Source organism: Reyranella aquatilis, from assembly GCF_020880995.1.
Taxonomy (GTDB): Bacteria; Pseudomonadota; Alphaproteobacteria; order Reyranellales; family Reyranellaceae; genus Reyranella; species Reyranella aquatilis.
Map to the genome: position 1 here is coordinate 177,002 of NZ_JAJISD010000001.1, position 18,824 is coordinate 195,825.

At 66.1% G+C, this 18,824-nt stretch carries 17 protein-coding genes; 12 read left to right on the forward strand and 5 right to left on the reverse strand.

Annotation, left to right across the window (positions count from 1 at the left end):
* The first annotated feature begins 114 nt into the window (after positions 1–114).
* The 11 genes from rpsB to gloA all read left to right on the forward strand — a co-directional run bounded on the left by rpsB (position 115) and on the right by gloA (position 10,627).
* The gene (gene rpsB / locus LJ725_RS00805; protein WP_230548717.1) at positions 115–900 is read left to right on the forward strand and encodes a 30S ribosomal protein S2; all 786 of its coding nucleotides are present in this window, start codon (positions 115–117) and stop codon (positions 898–900) included.
* Positions 901–974: 74 nt separating this feature from the next.
* A complete protein-coding gene (gene tsf, locus LJ725_RS00810) occupies positions 975–1,901 on the forward strand; it encodes a translation elongation factor Ts (protein ID WP_230548718.1) in 927 nt (308 codons plus the stop codon).
* Positions 1,902–1,971: 70 nt separating this feature from the next.
* The gene (pyrH, locus tag LJ725_RS00815; RefSeq protein WP_230548719.1) at positions 1,972–2,697 is read left to right on the forward strand and encodes a UMP kinase; all 726 of its coding nucleotides are present in this window, start codon (positions 1,972–1,974) and stop codon (positions 2,695–2,697) included.
* Between the two features lie 2 nt (positions 2,698–2,699).
* Positions 2,700–3,254, forward strand: coding sequence for a ribosome recycling factor (frr, locus tag LJ725_RS00820; RefSeq protein WP_230548720.1), 555 nt, complete (start codon positions 2,700–2,702; stop codon positions 3,252–3,254).
* Positions 3,254–3,994, forward strand: a complete 741-nt coding sequence (locus LJ725_RS00825) for an isoprenyl transferase (protein WP_230548721.1) — start codon at positions 3,254–3,256, stop codon at positions 3,992–3,994. Before frr ends, LJ725_RS00825 begins: the two co-directional genes overlap by 1 nt.
* A gap of 7 nt (positions 3,995–4,001) precedes the next feature.
* Positions 4,002–4,670, forward strand: a complete 669-nt coding sequence (locus LJ725_RS00830) for a phosphatidate cytidylyltransferase (RefSeq protein ID WP_230548722.1) — start codon at positions 4,002–4,004, stop codon at positions 4,668–4,670.
* Entirely contained in the window at positions 4,655–5,869 is a 1,215-nt protein-coding gene (gene dxr, locus LJ725_RS00835) for a 1-deoxy-D-xylulose-5-phosphate reductoisomerase (RefSeq protein WP_230548723.1), read from the forward strand. The genes LJ725_RS00830 and dxr overlap by 16 nt, the downstream gene beginning before the upstream one ends.
* 30 nt (positions 5,870–5,899) lie before the next feature.
* On the forward strand, positions 5,900–7,279 hold the full coding sequence (gene rseP / locus LJ725_RS00840; RefSeq protein ID WP_230548724.1) for an RIP metalloprotease RseP: 1,380 nt from the start codon (positions 5,900–5,902) through the stop codon (positions 7,277–7,279).
* Between the two features lie 169 nt (positions 7,280–7,448).
* Entirely contained in the window at positions 7,449–9,695 is a 2,247-nt protein-coding gene (gene bamA / locus LJ725_RS00845; RefSeq protein WP_230548725.1) for an outer membrane protein assembly factor BamA, read from the forward strand.
* A 21-nt stretch (positions 9,696–9,716) separates the two neighbouring features.
* Positions 9,717–10,193, forward strand: coding sequence for a 3-hydroxyacyl-ACP dehydratase FabZ (gene fabZ / locus LJ725_RS00850; RefSeq protein WP_230548726.1), 477 nt, complete (start codon positions 9,717–9,719; stop codon positions 10,191–10,193).
* A gap of 26 nt (positions 10,194–10,219) precedes the next feature.
* Entirely contained in the window at positions 10,220–10,627 is a 408-nt protein-coding gene (gene gloA / locus LJ725_RS00855) for a lactoylglutathione lyase (protein WP_230548727.1), read from the forward strand.
* Positions 10,628–10,778: 151 nt separating this feature from the next.
* Here the strand turns inward: gloA and LJ725_RS28855 are convergent, their stop codons facing one another.
* The 5 genes from LJ725_RS28855 to gltX form a co-directional block, all read right to left on the reverse strand.
* Positions 10,779–10,907: a hypothetical protein gene (locus LJ725_RS28855; RefSeq protein WP_268990360.1), complete on the reverse strand. Its 129-nt coding sequence runs from the start codon at positions 10,905–10,907 to the stop codon at positions 10,779–10,781.
* Positions 10,908–11,012: 105 nt separating this feature from the next.
* Positions 11,013–12,311, reverse strand: a complete 1,299-nt coding sequence (locus LJ725_RS00860) for a citrate synthase (protein WP_230548728.1) — start codon at positions 12,309–12,311, stop codon at positions 11,013–11,015.
* A 121-nt stretch (positions 12,312–12,432) separates the two neighbouring features.
* Complete coding sequence (locus LJ725_RS00865) at positions 12,433–13,332, reverse strand: DMT family transporter (protein WP_230548729.1); 900 nt, start codon at positions 13,330–13,332, stop codon at positions 12,433–12,435.
* 82 nt (positions 13,333–13,414) lie between these two features.
* The gene (locus LJ725_RS00870) at positions 13,415–15,112 is read right to left on the reverse strand and encodes a glutamine--tRNA ligase/YqeY domain fusion protein (protein WP_230548730.1); all 1,698 of its coding nucleotides are present in this window, start codon (positions 15,110–15,112) and stop codon (positions 13,415–13,417) included.
* A 58-nt stretch (positions 15,113–15,170) separates the two neighbouring features.
* Positions 15,171–16,577, reverse strand: a complete 1,407-nt coding sequence (gltX, locus tag LJ725_RS00875; RefSeq protein ID WP_230548731.1) for a glutamate--tRNA ligase — start codon at positions 16,575–16,577, stop codon at positions 15,171–15,173.
* Between the two features lie 85 nt (positions 16,578–16,662).
* On the opposite strand from gltX, the gene LJ725_RS00880 reads away from it, so the two are divergent.
* Entirely contained in the window at positions 16,663–18,789 is a 2,127-nt protein-coding gene (locus LJ725_RS00880; RefSeq protein WP_230548732.1) for a ComEC/Rec2 family competence protein, read from the forward strand.
* Positions 18,790–18,824: the final 35 nt, after the last annotated feature.

The following is an 18,824-nucleotide window of genomic DNA, read 5'->3' on the forward strand; positions in this document are numbered from 1 at the left end:
CGCGCCACTTCGCACGCGGGTTTGCGGTCGACGGGGAGACATCCCGGCGCTCGCTCCGGTGTTCCCATTCCGGGAACGACGCCCGCGGAGGTTCAACCGGAAAAGGAGAACGGCATGACCATGCCGACATTCACGATGCGCCAGCTGCTGGAAGCCGGCGTCCACTTCGGCCATCACACGCGCCGCTGGAACCCCAAGATGAAGCCGTACCTGTTCGGGGTGCGCAACGGGGTTCACATCATCGATCTCACCAAGACCGTGCCGCTGCTGGAGCAGGCGCTGAAGCAGGTTCGCGACGTCGTGGCGAGCGGCGGGCGCGTCCTGTTCGTCGGTACCAAGCCGGCGGCCGCCGAGCGCGTCGCGGACGCGGCCAAGCGCTGCGGCCAGTACTATGTGAATCACCGCTGGCTGGGCGGCATGATCACGAACTGGAACACGATCTCGGCGTCGATCAAGCGCCTGCGCGAGCTCGACGAGCGCCTGAAGGGCGATGTCGTCGGCCTCACCAAGAAGGAACAGCTCGACCTGACGCGCGAGCGCGACAAGCTCGAGCGCTCGCTGGGCGGCATCAAGGAAATGGGCGGCACGCCCGACCTGCTGTTCATCATCGACACCAACAAGGAGGCGATCGCCGTCCTGGAAGCCCGCAAGCGCGGCATTCCGATCGTTGCGGTGGTCGACAGCAACTCCGATCCGGACGGCATCGATTTCCCGATCCCGGGCAACGACGACGCAATCCGCGCCGTGTCGCTCTATTGCGACCTGCTGGCCGGCTCGGTGCTCGATGGCATCCGGGCCGAGATCGCGGCCACCGGTGGTGACGTCGGCGAGCTGAGCGAACAGCCTGTCGAGGAAATTCCCGCGGCCGAGGCCCAGGCCGAGGCGGCACCGGCAGAGTAATCCGGTCCCTCATTCAGGAAAACAGACGGGGCCGGTCGGAAGACCGGCCCTTGTTGTACCAAACGGAGCAAGAGATGGCTGAGATCACTGCATCGCTCGTCAAGGAACTGCGCGAGAAGACCGGCGCGGGCATGATGGATTGCAAGAAGGCGCTGGGCGAGACGGCCGGCGACATCGAGAAGGCGGTCGACTGGCTGCGCACCAAGGGACTGTCGGCGGCCTCGAAGAAGGCCGGCCGCGTCGCCGCGGAAGGCCTCGTCGGCGTCGCGGCCGACGGCACCAAGGGTGCGGTCATCGAGGTCAATGCCGAGACCGACTTCGTCGGCCGCAACGACCAGTTCCAGAAGTTTGTCGCCGCGGCGACCAAGCTTGCCCTTGAGAACGGTGGCGACCTCGCCAAGGTCGCAGCCGCGCCTTTCCCCGGCACCGGCCGCGACGTCCAGGGCGAGCTGACCAACCTGATCGCCACGATCGGCGAGAACATGAGCCTGCGCCGTGCAGCCTCGCTGTCGGTGTCGGACGGGGTCGTGGTGGCCTACACCCACAATGCCGTCGCGCCGGATCTCGGCAAGATCGGCGTGCTGGTGGCGCTGGAGTCGACCGGCGACAAGGCCAAGCTCGCCGCGCTCGCCAAGCAGCTCGCCATGCACGTGGCGGCTACCAACCCGCAGTCGCTGACGGTCGCCGAACTGGACCAGGCCGCCATCGAGCGCGAGCGCGCGGTGCTGGCCGAGAAGGCCGGCCAGCAGGGCAAGACCGCCGAGATCGTCGCCAAGATGGTCGAGGGCGGCCTGCGCAAGTTCCACCAGGAAGTCGTGCTGCTCGAGCAGGCCTTCGTGATGGACGGCAAGACCAAGGTCTCGAAGGTCGTCGAGGATGCCGGCAAGACGGCCGGCGCACCCGTCCGGCTCGCGGGCTTCCTCCGCTTTGCCCTGGGCGAGGGCATCGAGAAGAAATCTGAGGATTTCGCAGCCGAGGTGGCTGCCCAGCTCAAGAAGTAGTAGTAGAAACTACCGGCGCGCGGACATGTTGTCCGCGCGCCCAAGACAAACGTAGTCAGAGGCACGTCTGATGCCGTCGGGTCCCCAATATCGCCGTGTTCTTCTCAAGCTCTCTGGCGAGGGGCTGATGGGGAATCGGGAATACGGCCTGGATCCCGGCATGGTAGCGATGGTCGCACAGGAAGTGAAGACCGTGCATGCGATGGGCGTGCAGGTTTGCCTGGTGATCGGCGGCGGGAACATCTTCCGCGGCGTCTCCGCGGCGGCTTCCGGCATGGACCGCGCCAGCGGCGACTACATGGGCATGCTGGCCACCGTCATCAATTCACTTGCGATGCAAAGCGCGCTGGAGCGCGTCGGCCTTCAGACCCGCGTGCAGTCGGCCATCCCGATGACCACGGTCTGCGAACCCTACATCCGCCGCCGCGCCGCCCGGCATATGGAGAAGGGCCGGGTCGTGATCTTCGCCGCGGGCACCGGCAATCCGTTCTTCACCACCGATACCGCGGCGGCGCTACGCGCGGCGGAAATGGGCGTCAACGCTCTGCTCAAGGGCACGCAGGTCGACGGGGTCTATTCGGCCGATCCGCGCAAGGACAAGGGCGCCAAGCGCTTCGATTCGCTGAGCTACATGGAAGTGCTGTCGCGGGACCTGCAGGTGATGGACGCCTCGGCGATCTCGCTTGCGCGCGAGAACCGTATCCCCATCATTGTCTTCGACATCCACAAGCCCGGCGCCTTCGCCGAGACGATGCGCGGCGAGGGTACCTTCACGATCATCAAGGACGAGGCCTGAACATGTCTGCCGATCTCAACGAGCTCGAGAAGCGCATGCATGGCGCGATGGACGCCCTGAAGAAGGAATTCGGCGGTCTCCGGACGGGGCGTGCCTCGGTCAATCTGCTCGACCCGGTGATGGTGGAGGCCTACGGCCAGCGCATGCCGCTGAATCAGGTCGGTACCGTGAGTGCCCCGGAACCGCGGCTCCTGACCGTGAGCGTGTGGGACAAAAGCCTGGTGACGCCGACCGCCAAGGCGATCCGCGAGGCTGGCCTCGGCCTCAACCCGTCGCCGGACGGTCAGATTATCCGTATTCCGATCCCCGAACTCACGACGGAGCGTCGCAACGAACTCGCCAAGCTCGCGCACAAGTATGCGGAGCAGGGCAAGGTGGCCGTCCGCAACGTGCGCCGCGACGGCATGGAAGCGCTCAAGAAGGCCGAAAAGGACCGCAAGATCTCGGAAGACGAGCATCGTCAGAAGGCCGACGAGGTGCAGAAACTCACTGACCGGTACGTCAAGCAGGTCGACGAGGCCCTGGCGCACAAGGAAAAAGAGATCAAGACGGTCTGATGTCCAGCGCGCCGCTGCCCGCCAATCCCGATCAGGCTTCGGGACCCCAGCACGTTGCCATCATCATGGATGGCAACGGTCGGTGGGCTAAGGCCCGTGGCCTGCCGCGTGTGGCGGGCCACCGGCGCGGCGCCGACGCGGTGCGGCGCGTGGTGCGTGGTGCCGGCGAACTCGGGATTCCGATCCTGACGCTGTTCGCCTTCTCGACCGAGAACTGGACGCGGCCCGCCGACGAGGTCGCCGACCTGATGGGACTGCTCCGCCACTACCTGCGCAACGAGCTCGAGGAGCTTCGCAAGAACGGTGCGCGGCTGCGGGTCATCGGCAACCGCGACGGGCTTGCGGGCGACATCGTGCGGGACATTGCCGATGCCGAAAGGATGACGTCCGGCAATACGCGGATCGACGTCAACATCTGCATGAACTACGGCGCGCGCGATGAAATCGTGCGGGCGGCGCGCAACCTTGCGAAGCAGGTCGCGAAGGGGGAGATCACCGTCGACAGCATCGACCAGCACAGCTTCGAGCGCGAGTTGTTGACGGCCGGCGTGCCCGATCCGGATCTTCTGATCAGGACGAGCGGCGAGCAGAGGATCAGCAATTTCCTGCTCTGGCAGTGTGCCTACTCGGAGCTGGTTTTCGTCGACACGCTGTGGCCGGATTTCGGCAAGGAACACCTGGAACAGGCCATCGCGGAGTTCCGGCGGCGTGAGCGGCGGTATGGCGGCGTCGGAAGCTAGCGCTCCCGTGCCCCGCGGAGGGCGCTTCGCCGGGCTGCTGGTGCGGGCGCTTTCGGCCCTCGTGCTCGGCCCGCTGCTGCTCGCGGCGGTCTGGTACGGCTTTCCCTGGATCGACCTGATCGCAGCGCTCGCCGCGCCTGTGATGATCTTCGAGTGGACACGTCTCACGCGCGGCGCGCCCGTGCTGCGGCTTCTGGCCTGGACGTACGGGCTGGCGGCACTGGTGGCCCTGCTGTGGCTGCGGCACCAGCCGTCGTTCGGCCGCGAGACGATCCTTTGGGTGCTGGTCTGCATCTGGGCGACCGACATTGGCGCCTACTTCGTCGGACGAACCGCCGGGGGAGCGAAACTGGCCCCACGCATCAGCCCGGGCAAGACATGGTCGGGTCTCATCGGCGGCATGGCCTGGGCGGCGGTGGCCAGCGCGGCGACGGGCTATGCATTCGGACTCGGCGAAACCCTTCATCTCGCCATTGCAGGCGCCGCACTCGCGGTCATCGGACAGGCGGGCGACCTGCTCGAATCGGCGGCCAAGCGGCGCGCCGGGGTGAAGGACAGCGGCCGTCTCATTCCGGGGCACGGCGGACTGCTGGACCGGATCGACGGTCTGATGGCCGTCCTCGTGGCCGTAGCCGCCGCCCGGCTCGTCCTGGGCGATTCATGGCCCTGGGCATGACCAGATGGGCCGCCCCGTCGTCCGCGCAGCCGCGGGGAGTCACCATTCTGGGCTCGACCGGCTCGGTGGGGCAGAGCACCGTCGATCTGATCGAGCGCGACCCCGAGCGCTATCGGGTGGAAGCCCTGGTGGCCAACCGCGCGGTCGAGCAGCTGGCCGACCAGGCGCGGCGGTTGAAGGCGCGGCTGGCCGTCGTGGCCGATCCTGGCCGCTATCTCGCGCTCAAGGAGGCGCTGGCGGGTACCCCGGTCGAGGTTGCGGCCGGCCCCGATGCCGTCGTCGAGGCAGCTTCCCGACCGGCCGAGTGGGTGATGGCGGCGGTGGTCGGCTTTGCCGGTCTCGCGCCGACCCTCGTCGCCGCGCGGCGGGGCGCCATGGTGGCGCTTGCGAACAAGGAGGCGCTAGTCTGCGCCGGGCGACTTCTGCTCGAAGCGGTGGAGCACTCCGGCGGCGTGCTGCTGCCCGTCGACTCCGAGCACAACGCCATTTTCCAGGTGTTCGAACCCACGCAACGCCATGCCGTCGATCGACTGATCCTGACGGCTTCGGGAGGACCCTTCCGCAACTGGTCGCTGGCCGACATGGCCGGAGCGACACCGGAACAGGCACTTGCCCATCCCAACTGGGACATGGGCGCGAAAATCTCGATCGATTCGGCGACGATGATGAACAAGGGGCTGGAACTGATCGAGGCCCAACTGCTGTTCGGGGTGCCGGAAAACCAGGTCGACATCGTCGTGCACCCGCAATCGGTCATCCATTCGATGGTGTCGTATCGCGACGGGTCGGTGCTGGCCCAGCTCGGTACCGCGGACATGCGCATCCCGATCAGCCATACGCTGGGCTGGCCGTCACGCATCGAGGGCCCATCGGCCAAGGTCGATTTCATGAGCATTCCGGCCCTCACCTTCGAGCGGCCCGATTCCGGCCGCTTTCCCTCCCTAAGGTTGGCGCGTGAGGCTCTGGTGGCGGGCGGGCATGCTCCCATCGTGCTGAACGCGGCGAACGAGGCGGCGGTGGCGGCGTTCCTGGCGCGGCGCATCGGCTTTCTCGACATCGCCCGGATCGTCGAGGACGTGATGGCGGGTTGGAACGGGCTCTCCCAGGCGGTTGATGGTCTCCAGCAGGTCGAGGCGGCCGATCTGGAAGCGCGCAGGGTGGCTGAGGAGTTCTGTCGGGCCAAGGCGCCAAGTAATTGAAATGACACGCGTTTAATGGTCGAGTAGGGCATGCAAAGCATCGTCAGCCTGTTTACGACATACCTGCCGTACTTCGTCCTGGTCCTGACGCTCCTGGTGTTCGTTCACGAGTACGGCCACTATTGGGTCGGCCGCCGTTTCGGCATCCACGCCGAGGTGTTCTCGATCGGATTTGGCCCCGAGATCTTCGGCTGGACGGACCGCAACGGCACGCGGTGGAAAGTCTCCATGATCCCGCTCGGCGGGTACGTGAAGTTCCTGGGCGACAGCGATGCCACCAGCGCCACACCGAGCGGCGAGCCGCTTTCCGAGAGTGAACGCAAACGGGCGTTCTTCAGCCAGCCGCTCTATGCGCGCGCCGCGGTCGTGCTCGGCGGCCCGATGGCCAACCTGCTTTTCGCGTTCCTCCTGCTGACGGGAGTCTTCTTCTTCGCCGGCGAGCCCTACACGCCGACGACGGTCGCGGTGCAGGTCGATGGGCCGGCGGCCAAGGCGGGTCTGCGGACCGGGGACGAGATCGTCCGACTGGCGGACAAGCGCATTGACCGCTACGAGGACATCCAGGAGGCGCAGTTCCTCTACTGGGCCAAGCCGATGCCGGTCGAATTCCGGCGCGGCAAGCAGCTGTTGCGCGGCGAGATCCAGCCTCAGTACTGCGAGCGTACGGACCGGTACAACAACACCCTGCGGTACGGCGATCTCGGCATCGATCAGTTCGTTCGCCCCGTCGTGGGTGGCTTCACCGCGAACAGCCCGGCCGAGGCCGCGGGTCTCAAGGTCGGTGACCTTCTGGTGGCGATCGACGGCAAGCCGGTGGAGTACTTCTCCCGGATCCCCGAGCTGATCGGCAGCCGCGGCGGTCAGCCGGTGCAGGTCCGTTACGAACGCGACGGTCGCTACGGAGAAGCGACCATCACCCCGATCCTCGACAAGACGGTCGACTGTGCGGGCAAGGAGCAGATCGTCGGGCGCCTGCGCGTTCGGCCCGCGGCCGTGACCGAGCTGCGACAGCACGGGGTCATCGGCGCGATGGGGGCCGGCGTGCGGGCCGTCTGGGGCATGACGTCGATGTTCTACACGTCGATGGGCCAGATCCTCACCGCCACGCGGCCTGTGGATGAATTGGGCGGCCCGATTCGCATTGCCAAGGCTGCGGGTGAGGCGTCGTATGCGGGCTGGACCGGCATCCTCAATCTCGTCATCGCCCTTTCCGTGGTGCTGGGCATCTTCAACCTGCTGCCGGTGCCGATGCTCGATGGCGGGCATCTCGCCATGTATGCCTATGAAGCGGTACGCGGAAAGCCACTCAGCCTGCGGGCACAGGAGGTGGGACTGAAGCTCGGATTCGCGCTTGTGATCGGCATGGCGTTGATCGCAACTTTCAATGACATCAGGCTTTTGCTGCGCTGAGTTGAGGCGTTGGCGCTGCTTCGGAGCGGGGGACAAAAGGGGTGGCTTAGTCCCCTTTGCCGGTCTAGAAAGCTGCGTTCACGTTTTTGACCATCGGCAGGTCTGACTGGCGCCGGGGGTGAGTTTGATCTTTCGTTGGGCCGTACTGGCCATTGTTGCAATCCTGTCCTTGAGCGCGCCGGCACACGCCCAACGTGGTGCTGCGGCCGGCGGTACGATTGCCGGAATCCAGATCCAGGGAAATGTCCGCGCGGAGCCTGAGACCATCCGCTCGTATCTCCAGCTGAAGGTCGGCGAGCCTTTTGATGCGGCCGCCGCCGATCGCTCGCTGAAGGCGCTGTTCGCGACCGGGCTGTTCTCGGATGTCGTGATCGAGATGCAGGGCTCGACCCTCGTCGTGAAGGTCACGGAGAACCCGATCATCAATCGCGTCGTCTTCGAAGGGAACAAGAAGATCGACGACGACAAGCTGCGCGACGAGGTGCAGTCGAAACCACGCCAGGTCTACACGCGCGCGCGCGTCCAGGCTGACGTCGATCGCATCCTGACGATCTACCGTCGCGGCGGCCGCTACAATGCCTCCGTCGAGCCGAAGATCATCCGCCTGGAGCAGGGGCGCGTCGATCTGGTGTTCGAGATCAACGAAGGCGACGTGACCGGGGTCAAGCGCATCAGCTTCGTCGGCAACGAGGCCTTCGGCGACGGCACGCTACGTGGCAAGATCAGGACCACGGAGAGCGCCTGGTGGCGCTTCCTTTCCTCGGACGACCGCTTCGACCCGGACCGCCTGAACCTCGATCGCGAACTGCTGCGCAAGTTCTACCTTTCGGAGGGCTACGCCGATTTTCGCGTGGTATCCGCGGTCGCCGAACTCGCACCCAATCGTGAAGGGTTTTTCATCACCTTCACGATCAGCGAGGGCGAACGCTACAAGTTCGGCAAGATCGACGTCACCAGCCGCTTCCAGGGCCTCGACACCGACGTTCTCCAGACCTTCCTCACGATCGCCCCGGGAGACTGGTACGACGCCGATGCGGTCGAGAAGTCCGTCTCGAACATCCAGGAAGCGGTGGGCTCGCTGGGCTACGCCTTCGTGGAAGTGCGCCCCAACATCCGCCGCAACAAGGACAACAACACCGTCGATGTGACCTTCGACGTGCAGGAGGGCCCGCGCGTCTACGTCGAGCGAATCAACATCACGGGCAACACCCGCACGCTCGACAAGGTCATCCGGCGCGAGTTCCGGCTGGCCGAGGGTGATGCGTTCAGCACGGCCAAGGTTCGTCGCAGCCAGCAGCGCCTCCGGAACCTTGGCTTCTTCGAGAAGGTCGACGTGTCGGCCGCGCCGGGATCCTCGCCGGACAAGACCAACCTCGAGGTCCAGGTGGTCGAGCAGAGCACCGGCGAAATCTCGTTCGGCGCCGGTTACTCCACGACCGCGGGCATCGTCGGCGACATCGCCATCAAGGAGCGCAACCTGCTCGGCAAGGGACAGGAAGCGCGTCTTGGCCTCTCGCTCGGAACGCTCAGCACCTCGATCGACCTCGGGTTCACCGAGCCGTACTTCATGGATCGGCAGATCTCGGCCGGTTTCGACATCTTCCGGACGTCGAACGACCGCCAGTCCGTCGCCAGCTACAGCGATCGCAGCCTTGGCTTCGCCCTGCGCGCCGGTTGGGCCTACTCCGAGGAGATCCGCCAGATCGTGCGCTACACGCTGCGCCAGACGGATATCTATAACGTCCAGCCCTGGGCCTCGCCGCTCATCCAGCAGAGTTCGGGTACGCAGGTGGTTTCCGAGCTATCGGAAACGATTCTCTGGGATACCCGCGACGTGCGCCTGAACACGACCAAGGGCTTCCTGGTGCGCAACACCATCGCGGTCGCCGGCGCAATCGGCACCGAGCAGTATCTGCGCACCACGGCCGACGCGGTCTATTACAAGTCGCTCTTCGAGGACTTCGTCTGGTCGATCGGCGGCTCGGCCGGCCTGGTGGCGCCCTACAACGGCTCCTACATCCGCCTGAACAACCTGTTCTTCATCGGCGGCGACACGATGCGCGGCTTCTCGGTCGGCGGTATCGGCCCCCGCGATGCCAACACCACCGACTCGCTGGGCGGCCAGTACTATTACACCGGCACCACCGAGCTGTCCTATCCGCTGCCTCTGGTTCCCAAGGAAGTCGGCCTCCTGGGCAAGGCGTTCGTCGACGTGGGGTCGCTCTGGGGCGTCCAGGCGCAGAGTTATGCCGCCACGTCGGTGCTGACCTCCCAGTTGATGCGTATCTCGACCGGCGTCGGCGTCCAGTGGGTGTCGCCCTTCGGCCCGATCCGAATCGATTACGCAGTGCCGCTCCAGTACGAGTCGTGGGACAAGCAGCAGGCGATCCGCTTCAGCTTCGGTACACGCTTCTAGGCGGCACAAGAGGCCAAGGTCATGAACGCCCACACCGAGAATGCCAGCAGCGTTACGGCGACATCCGTCGACATAAAGCGCATCCTGCAGATGATTCCGCATCGCTACCCGATGCTGATGGTCGACAGGGTCGTCGACATGCAGCTCGACCAGAGCGCCGTGGGCATCAAGAACGTCAGCATCAACGAGCCATTCTTCCAGGGTCACTTTCCCTCCGAGCCGGTGATGCCCGGGGTTCTGGTCGTCGAAGCGATGGCCCAGACGGCCTGCGTGCTCGTGGTCTCCACCTTCGGTTCCGATTCCGAGGGCAAGCTGGTCTACTTCATGTCGATCGACGGGGTGCGCTTCCGCCGGCCCGTCGTGCCGGGCGACAGGCTCGAACTGCACGTGCAGAAGATCCAGAGCCGCGCCAATGTCTGGAAGTTTTCCGGCAAAGCGATGGTCGACGGCAAGGTTGCCGCCGAGGCGACCTTCGCCGCGATGATCCGCGACCGCTAGCCCGCTGACGACAAGGGAGAGGGATGATGCCCGAGGCCGCCAACTATCGCATGCTGCACACGATGATCCGCGTTCGGGATCTCGACAAGTCACTGGCCTTCTATACCGGTCCGATGGGCATGAAGCTGCTGCGCAAGCGCGATGTGCCGGACGGCAAGTACAGTCTCGCCTTCGTCGGCTACGGCGACGAGCCCGAGCACTGTGTCGTCGAGCTTACCTACAACTGGGACCAGGAAAAGCCCTACGAGCTGGGCACCGGCTTCGGCCATCTCGCGATCGGCGTGCCCGACGCCTACAAGCTGTGCGAGGAAGTCACCAAGGCCGGTGGCAAGGTCACGCGCCCGGCCGGTCCGGTGAAGTTCGGCACGACCGTGATCGCGTTCGTCGAGGATCCTGACGGCTACAAGATCGAGCTGATCGAACGGAAGGGCTGATCGGGCTGAGCTTCGCTCAGCCTGGGGAGCGGCAGGGCATTGCCCTCTGCAATGTCCGGAAGCGCCGACGGCAGAACGACCACCCGAGGCACGAGCCCCGCAACGAAAAAGGCCCGCGATCGCGGGCCTTCATTCGTTCAGGCCCTTCGGCCTAGAAGAACCGCCAGTTCGAGACGATCAGGCCCAGCAGCGCGCCGGTCGCCCCCGTAATGACGACGAACAGCCAGGTCCGCAGGCCCGTCGGGCGAAAGTTGTCGTTCGCCGCAGGACCAAGCCGCACGATCCGCTGCTTGGTCCTCGGTGTCTGGACGGCCGCCCAGGATGTTTCCCCCCGGTGCGGCCCAAAAGATGATTTCACCATGTCGCTTCCCTCCCGGAGAGCGAACTAGCCCCGCATGTGGAGCGGCTTGTAGGGACGCTCGGTCTGGCCGTTGTAGAGCTGACGCGGACGGCCGATCTTCTGATCGGGATCCTCGATCATCTCGTTCCACTGCGAAATCCAGCCGACCGTGCGCGCCACCGCGAAGAGAACGGTGAACATCGAGGTCGGGATGCCGATCGCGCGGAAAATAATGCCCGAGTAGAAGTCGACGTTCGGATAGAGCTTCTTGGAGACGAAGTAGTCGTCCTTGAGAGCGATCTGCTCCATTTCCATGGCCAGCTCGAGCAGCGGGTCATGCGTGATGCCAAGCGAGGTAAGCACCTCGTGGCAGGTCTGGCGCATCACCTTGGCGCGCGGATCGTAGTTCTTGTAGACGCGATGGCCGAAGCCCATCAGGCGGGTGTGGTCGGCCTTGTCCTTTACGCGGGACAGGAAGCCCGGGATGTTCTGCTTGCCGCCGATCTCGTGCAGCATGTTGATGACGGCTTCGTTCGCGCCGCCATGGCTCGGGCCCCACAGCGAGGCGATGCCGGCGGCGATGCAGGCGAACGGGTTGGCGCCCGACGAGCCCGCGAGGCGGACCGTCGAGGTCGAGGCGTTCTGTTCGTGGTCGGCATGGAGCATGAGGATGCGGTCCATCGCCTTCTCGACGATCGGGTTCACCTCGTACTCCTCGGCCGGGACCGAGAACATCATGCGCAGGAAGTTGGCGGCGTAGGACAGGTCGTTACGCGGATACACGAACGGCTGGCCGACCGAATACTTATAGGCCATCGCCGCGATCGTCGGCATCTTGGCGACCAGACGGTACGACGCGACCATGCGCTGGTGCGGATCGTGGATGTCGAGCGAGTCGTGATAGAAGGCGGAGAGGGCGCCGACGACGCCGCAGCAGATCGCCATCGGATGGGCGTCGCGACGGAAGCCGCGATAGAACTGGCTGAGCTGCTCGTGGACCATCGTGTGGTTCGTGATGTCCTTCACGAACTTGTCCTTCTGGGCCTTGTTCGGCAGTTCGCCCTTCATCAGCAGATAGGCGACTTCCATGAAGTCGCTCTGCTCGGCCAGCTCCGAGATGTTGTAGCCGCGATGGAGCAGGAGGCCTTCGTCGCCGTCGATGTAGGTTATCTTCGAACCGCACGATCCGGTCGAGGTGAAGCCCGGATCGTAGGTGAACATCCCGGAATCGCCATAGAACTTGCGGACATCGACCAGACGCGGCCCCATGGTGCCGTGGATGATCGGCATCTCATAGGTCTTGCCGGTTTCGTTGTCGGTAAGCGTCGCGGTCGATTTGGCCATGGGATGAACTCTTTCGCAGGCTCGATTCGGGCAAGGCGCGTGCGCCCCGCGGGGCGCCGTTCGCCGGTTCGGCCGCACCCTAACAAGCCCCCAAAGAAGGCGCAATTGTGCAGCGGGGCCGCTATTTCGCGAGGCGTAGAAAGGGCGCCAAACGGCCGTCGAGAAGGGCGAGCGCGAGCCCGATCAGCACCATGCCGGCAAACTGTTGCGGTTCCAGCCGTTCGCCCAGGACGAGGGCTCCGAGTCCGATGGCCGTCACAGGGATCAGGAACGTCACCAGCAGCAGGTTAGTCGGCCCGGCCACTGCAAGTATTCGGAAATACAGGACATATGCGAGCGCGGTCGATAGCAGCGCGAGGGCTGCCAGAGCCGCCCATGTCACGAGCGAAGGAGGCGCGGCCAATTCCCAGGGGCGGTCGACCACCAGCATGATCGGCAGAATCAACATGGCACTCGCCGTGACCTGGCCGGCAGCGGCTTCGAGCGGCGCCACGCCCATTCTTCCGAAGCGTCGTCCATAGACGCCGGCGAAGGCATAGGAGAGTGCAGCGCCCAGGCAGGCGACTTGGCCGACGACCCCCGGAGTGGCGATGGCAGCCCGAGCGCCCATGAGCACCGCGACGCCGACGATGCCGAGCAGCAGCGCTCCGAATTTGACGCCCCCGACCCGTTCATCCCGCGTAATGAAGTGCGCGACCAAGAGCGTGAACAGAGGTGTCGTCGCATTCAGGATCGAGGCGAGGCCGGAGGCGATCTGGGTCTGGCCCCAGAAGATCAGGCCGAAGGGTACGAGGTTGTTCATCAGGCCCATCGCCGCGAAGCTGCGCCACGGCGTGCCGGCCCGGAACAGTTCCTTGCCCGCAATGGCGAGGACCACGTTGAGCGCGACGGCTGCGAAGGCCACGCGGCAGAAAACGACCGACAGCGGCGGCAGCTCGGCCAATGCTACCTTGGCAAAGAAGAACGAGCCGCCCCACAGGACGGACAGTGACAACAACCAGATCCATATCCGCAGGCTCATGACGGCAGCCTGCCGGTTGGAGGGCGGCCGATCTATCCGGCGGCCGCCGGCAATCGCGTCCTGTGTCGGGGGATTGCTACTCCTAGCCCTGGACCTGAACCTTTGCCCAAGTGTCCCGCAGCTCGATCGTGCGGTTGAATACCAGAGAATTCGGCCGGCTCGCGAGGTCGGCGCAGAAATAGCCGAGCCGCTCGAACTGCACGGCTTGCCCTGCAGCCGCCTCGGTCAATGAGGGCTCCACCAGCGCGCCCGACAGGACTTCGAGCGAGGCAGGATTGAGGTCGGCGTCGAGATCGCCACCGGCGCCCGGGTCGGGGCGGTTGAAGAGCGTGCTGTAGAGTCGGACTTCGGCGGGAAGTGCATCGCGGGCGGACACCCAGTGCAGGGTGGCCTTGACCTTTCGGCCGTCCGGCGCGTCGCCACCCCGGCTCGCCGGATCGTAGGTGCAGCGCAGTTCCACCACGTTGCCGTCGGCGTCCTTGATCACTTCGCGGCAGGTTACGAGATAGGCGTAGCGCAGCCTGACTTCCCGCCCGACCGCCAGCCGGAAGAACTTGTTCGAGGGATTCTCCATGAAGTCGTCGCGCTCGACGAAGACTTCCCTGCGGAAGCGAAGGGTGCGCGTGCCGGCGCCCGGGTCTCCCGGGTGATTGACGGCCTCCAGCTCTTCGACGTGGCCTTCGGGAAAGTTCTCGATCACGAGCTTGAGCGGCCGCAGGACCGCCATGCGCCGCTGCGCTGCTCGATTGAGATGGTCGCGGATCGAGTGATCCAACATGGCGATATCGACGACGCTGTTGGCCTTGGACATGCCGATGCGCCGAACGAAGTCGCGGATCGCCTCCGGCGGAACGCCGCGACGGCGCAGGCCTGCCAGCGTCGGCATGCGCGGGTCGTCCCAGCCGCTCACGATGCCGCGCCGTACCAGATCCGTCAGGTGCCGCTTGGACAGGACGGTGTAGCCGATATTGAGGCGGGCGAATTCGGTCTGGCGCGGACGCGCCGGCACCGGCAGGTGGTCGAGGAACCAGTCGTAGAGCGGACGATGGTCCGCGAACTCCAGGGTGCAAAGGGAGTGGGTGACATGTTCCAGGGCGTCGGACTGGCCATGTGCGAAATCATAGGTCGGGTAGATGCACCACTCCGTCCCGGTGCGCGGGTGAGTCGCGTGCAGGATGCGATACAGGACGGGGTCACGCAGGTTCATGTTGCCGGACGCAAGGTCGATCTTTGCGCGCAGCACACAGGCGCCGTTGGGGAACTTGCCGGCGCGCATGTCGCGAAACAGGCCGAGATTGGTCTCGACCGAGCGGTCGCGATCCGGCGAGGCGCGGCCCGGTTCGGTCAGCGTGCCGCGCATGGCTCGCATCTCGTCGGGCGGCGTGTCGTCGACATAGGCGAGGCCGGCGCGGATGAGATGCTCGGCCCAGTCGTACAAAGTCTGGAAATAGTCCGACGCATGGTACAGATGCTCGCCCCAGTCGAAGCCAAGCCAGCGTACGTCCCGCTTGATGGCGTCGATGTATTCCTGCTCCTCCTTCACCGGATTGGTGTCGTCGAAGCGAAGGTGGCAGCGGCCGCCATATTCCGTCGCCAGTCCGAAATTCAGGCAGATGGACTTTGCGTGGCCGAGATGCAGATAGCCGTTCGGTTCGGGTGGAAAGCGCGTGACGAGGCTCTCCACTTGTCCCCGGGCGAGATCGGCCTGAACCATGTCACGAATGAAATCCCGGGTCTCTTCGTTCCCAGTGGCCTCGAGCATCGGCTTCTTGTCATCCATCTCTCAGTCAACCTCCACGCAGGCGCGTGCACGAACAAGCCAAACGTAACATGGCCGGCTATGCAGCTGCCGCCAGCAATCGCACCTTGGTCTCGGCGGGCCCCAGCACCGCCAGCACTTCGAAGATGCCGGGCGAAGCGATCGAGCCGGTCAGCGCAACTCGGAGCGGCTGGGCGACCTGGCCGAGCTTCAGCCCGTTCGCTTCGGCGAACTTGCGCACGGCTTCTTCGATCGCCTTTTCGTTCCAGTCGCTCGCCACCGGCTCCAGTGCGGGCGCGAGCTTGGCCATGACGGTACGGGCGTCGGGAGTCAGTATGCCGAGCGCCTTCTCATCGGAGATCGGCGGCGCGCCGGCGCGTGCGTAGAAAGCAAGATTGTCTGCGAGTTCGACCAACGTGCGTGCCCGCGGCTTCACGCCGTTCAGGCCGCGCGCGATGCGCTCGCGGCCCGCATCGTCGACCTTGCCGCCGATCTTTTCCTCGATGCGCGGCAGGACCAGCGGAAGGAGTTCAGCATCCGGTGTCTCGCGCAGGTAGTGCGCATTGAGGTTGGTAAGCTTCGCCATGTCGAAGCGCGAGGCCGACCGGCCGACGCCAGCCAGGTCGAACCATTCGATCGCCTGCTCGGTCGAGATGATCTCGTCATCGCCGTGGCCCCAGCCCAGCCGCAGCAGGTAGTTGCGCAGTGCCGCCGGCAGGAAGCCCATGTCGCGATAGGCATCGACGCCGAGCGCGCCGTGGCGCTTGGAAAGCTTGGCTCCATCCGGTCCGTGGATGAGCGGAATGTGGGCATAGACCGGCTCTGGCCAGCCCATAGCCTTGATGATCTGGAGCTGGCGGAACGCGTTGTTCAGGTGATCGTCGCCGCGAATGACGTGGGTGACGCCCATGTCGTGATCGTCGACGACCACGGCCAGCATGTAGGTCGGCGTGCCGTCGGCGCGCAGCAGGATCATGTCGTCGAGCTGGGCGTTCTCGACCGTGACCTCGCCCTGCACCGCGTCCTTGATGACGGTCTGGCCGGTCTGGGGAGCCTTCAGGCGCACCACCGGCTTGACGTCGGCCGGGGCGTCCTTGGGATCGCGGTCGCGCCAGCGGCCGTCGTAGCGCATCGGCTTGCCGGCGGCCTTCTGGGCGGCCCGCATCTCGTCGAGCTCCTGCGGCGAGGCATAGCAATAATAGGCATGGCCCTTGGCCAGCATGTCGAGCGCGACCTCGGCGTGACGGGCGGCGCGCGAAAACTGGTAGGTGACCTCGTCGTCCCACGGCAGGCCGAGCCACGACAGGCCGTCCAGAATCGCGGCGATCGCGGGCTCCGTCGAGCGGGCGCGGTCGGTGTCCTCGATGCGCAACAGGTACTTGCCGCCGTGGTGTTTGGCGAACAGCCAGTTGAACAGGGCTGTGCGGGCGCCGCCGATGTGCAGGTAGCCGGTGGGCGAGGGGGCGAAGCGGGTTACGACGGTCATCGGCCTGGGAGCGTATGCGGGGTGAGTGCGATTTCGCCGCAATTCGGGCTAAAAAGCGCGCCGTAGGTAGGCGAGCCTCCCAAAGGTGTCAAACCCGCGCGTCTGGATCCTGGAGCAGCTGGACGCCGAGCGCGGCCGGTGGATGCTGTGGCTGCCCGTCGCGCTGGGACTGGGCATCGCTGTCTATTTCGAACTGCCGAGCGAACCGGCGCTCTGGGTGGGCCCTGCGCTGGCTGCCCTGTCGGTGGGCCTTGCCGTGCTGTCGCCGGCGGGCAGCCTGGCGCGGGCGCTCGCCATCGGCGCGGTTGCCGCCTCGACGGGTTTCGGCCTCGTCGCCTGGCGCACCGCGAGCCTCGCTGCTCCCACGCTCGCCCGGCCGCTGTTCAGCCTCAACGTCGAGGGCAGGGTGAGCGACATCCAGCGCCTGCCGGACGGTGTGCGCGTCGTGCTCGAGGCCGTGCGCCTCAGGGGCAATGGCGTGCCGCCGCCGGAGATGATGCCTACGAAGGTGCGCGTGACGCTGAGCCGGGGCGCGCCGCCACTCACCATCGGCGATCGCCTGCTGGTGCTGGCCAACCTGTCGCCGCCGGCGGGGCCCGCATCGCCTGGCGCCTTCGATTTCCAGAGAGTCGCCTGGTACCAGCAACTGGGCGCCGTGGGCTATGCGCTGGCGCCCGCCACGGTGATCGAACGCGGCAAGCCCGATGGGTTCGTGCGCACGCTCGACGCGCTGCGCGCCGATGTAGCCGCGCGCATCCTCGAGGTGCTACCCGGGCCCGCCGGCGGCGTGGTCGCCTCGCTGCTGGTCGGCGAGCAGACAGCCGTCGACAAGAACGTGGCGCAGGCGATGCGCGATTCCGGATTGGCGCACATCCTGTCGATCTCGGGCCTTCACATCGTCTTCGTCGTGGGGCTGGTGATGGGCATCGTGCGCTACGGCATCGCGCTCGTGCCGGCCCTGGCGCTGCGCATCGACGCCAAGAAGGTGGCGGCCGTTCTCGCGCTGATGGCGGCGCTGTTCTACACCGCGCTTGCCGGCGCGCCGGTCCCGGCCCAGCGCGCCTGTGCGATGGCCGCTTTCGCGTTGCTGGCCATCCTGCTCGACCGCACGGCGCTGTCGCTGCGGCTTGTCGCCTGGTCGGCGGTGATCGTCCTCGTGATCGCGCCGGAATCGCTCACCGGCGCGTCTTTCCAGATGTCGTTCGCCGCCGTCGTCGCGCTGATTGCCGGCTGGGAATCGGCCGCTCCCTTGCGTCGCCGCCTGCACGAGCGGGCCGAATTCTCGGACCATCGCTGGGCATGGCGCATCGGCGCGGCGCTCGCCGCAAGCCTGGTCACGACTCTGATCGCCTCGGTCGCCACGGGCGCCTTCGCCGCCTACCACTTCAACCGCCTCTCGCTGCTCGGCGTCGTCGCCAACCTCCTGGGCGTGCCGCTCACCGGCTTCTGGATCATGCCATGGGGCCTACTGGCGATGCTGCTCATGCCCTTCGGTCTGGAATCCTTGGCGCTGGTGCCGATGGGCTGGGGCGTCGAGGCGCTGAACGCTATCGCCTTCCATGTCGCGGCCTGGCCCGAGTCGGCCGTCCTCGTACCCTCGCTGCCCGGGGCCAGCCTGTGGCTGCTGACCGCCGGCGGCCTCTGGCTCTGCCTGTGGCGCCGGCGCTGGCGCTATGCCGGACTGCCCGTGGTGGCGATCGGCCTGTTGCTCGGCCCGCCGCCAGCGCCCGACCTGTTGATGAGCGAGGACGGCCGCGTACTCGGCCTGCGCGACGAGAAGGGCGTCGTCCACGTGGCCTCGGCGCGGACCGACCGGTTCGTGAGCGAGTCATGGGCACGGCGGCAGGGGCAGGAGGGGGCGAAGCGCTGGACCGTGAGCGCCGACGAGCAAGCCGCCGGGCTCGGTTGCAACACCGGCCTCTGCCGATGGCGCAAGGGGCCATGGCGCATCGCCATGGTGAGCGACGAGAAGCGCCTGGCCGAGGCCTGCGGCTCGGCCGACATCGTGCTCTCGACCGTCGACGCCCAGGCGCGCTGCCGCGGCCCGCGGCTCGTCATCGACCGGCGCGATGCCTGGAAGGACGGCGCGCATGCGCTGTGGCTCGACGATCTCACGGTGAGGCGCGAGACCGCTAACGGCCGGCGCGGCGACCGGCCCTGGGTGCCAAACAGCTCGATGCGCCAGGGGGCGGTCAAGGCACCGGGTGCCTGACGTCATTTGCGTGTATTGGCAATCCAAGCACCCAT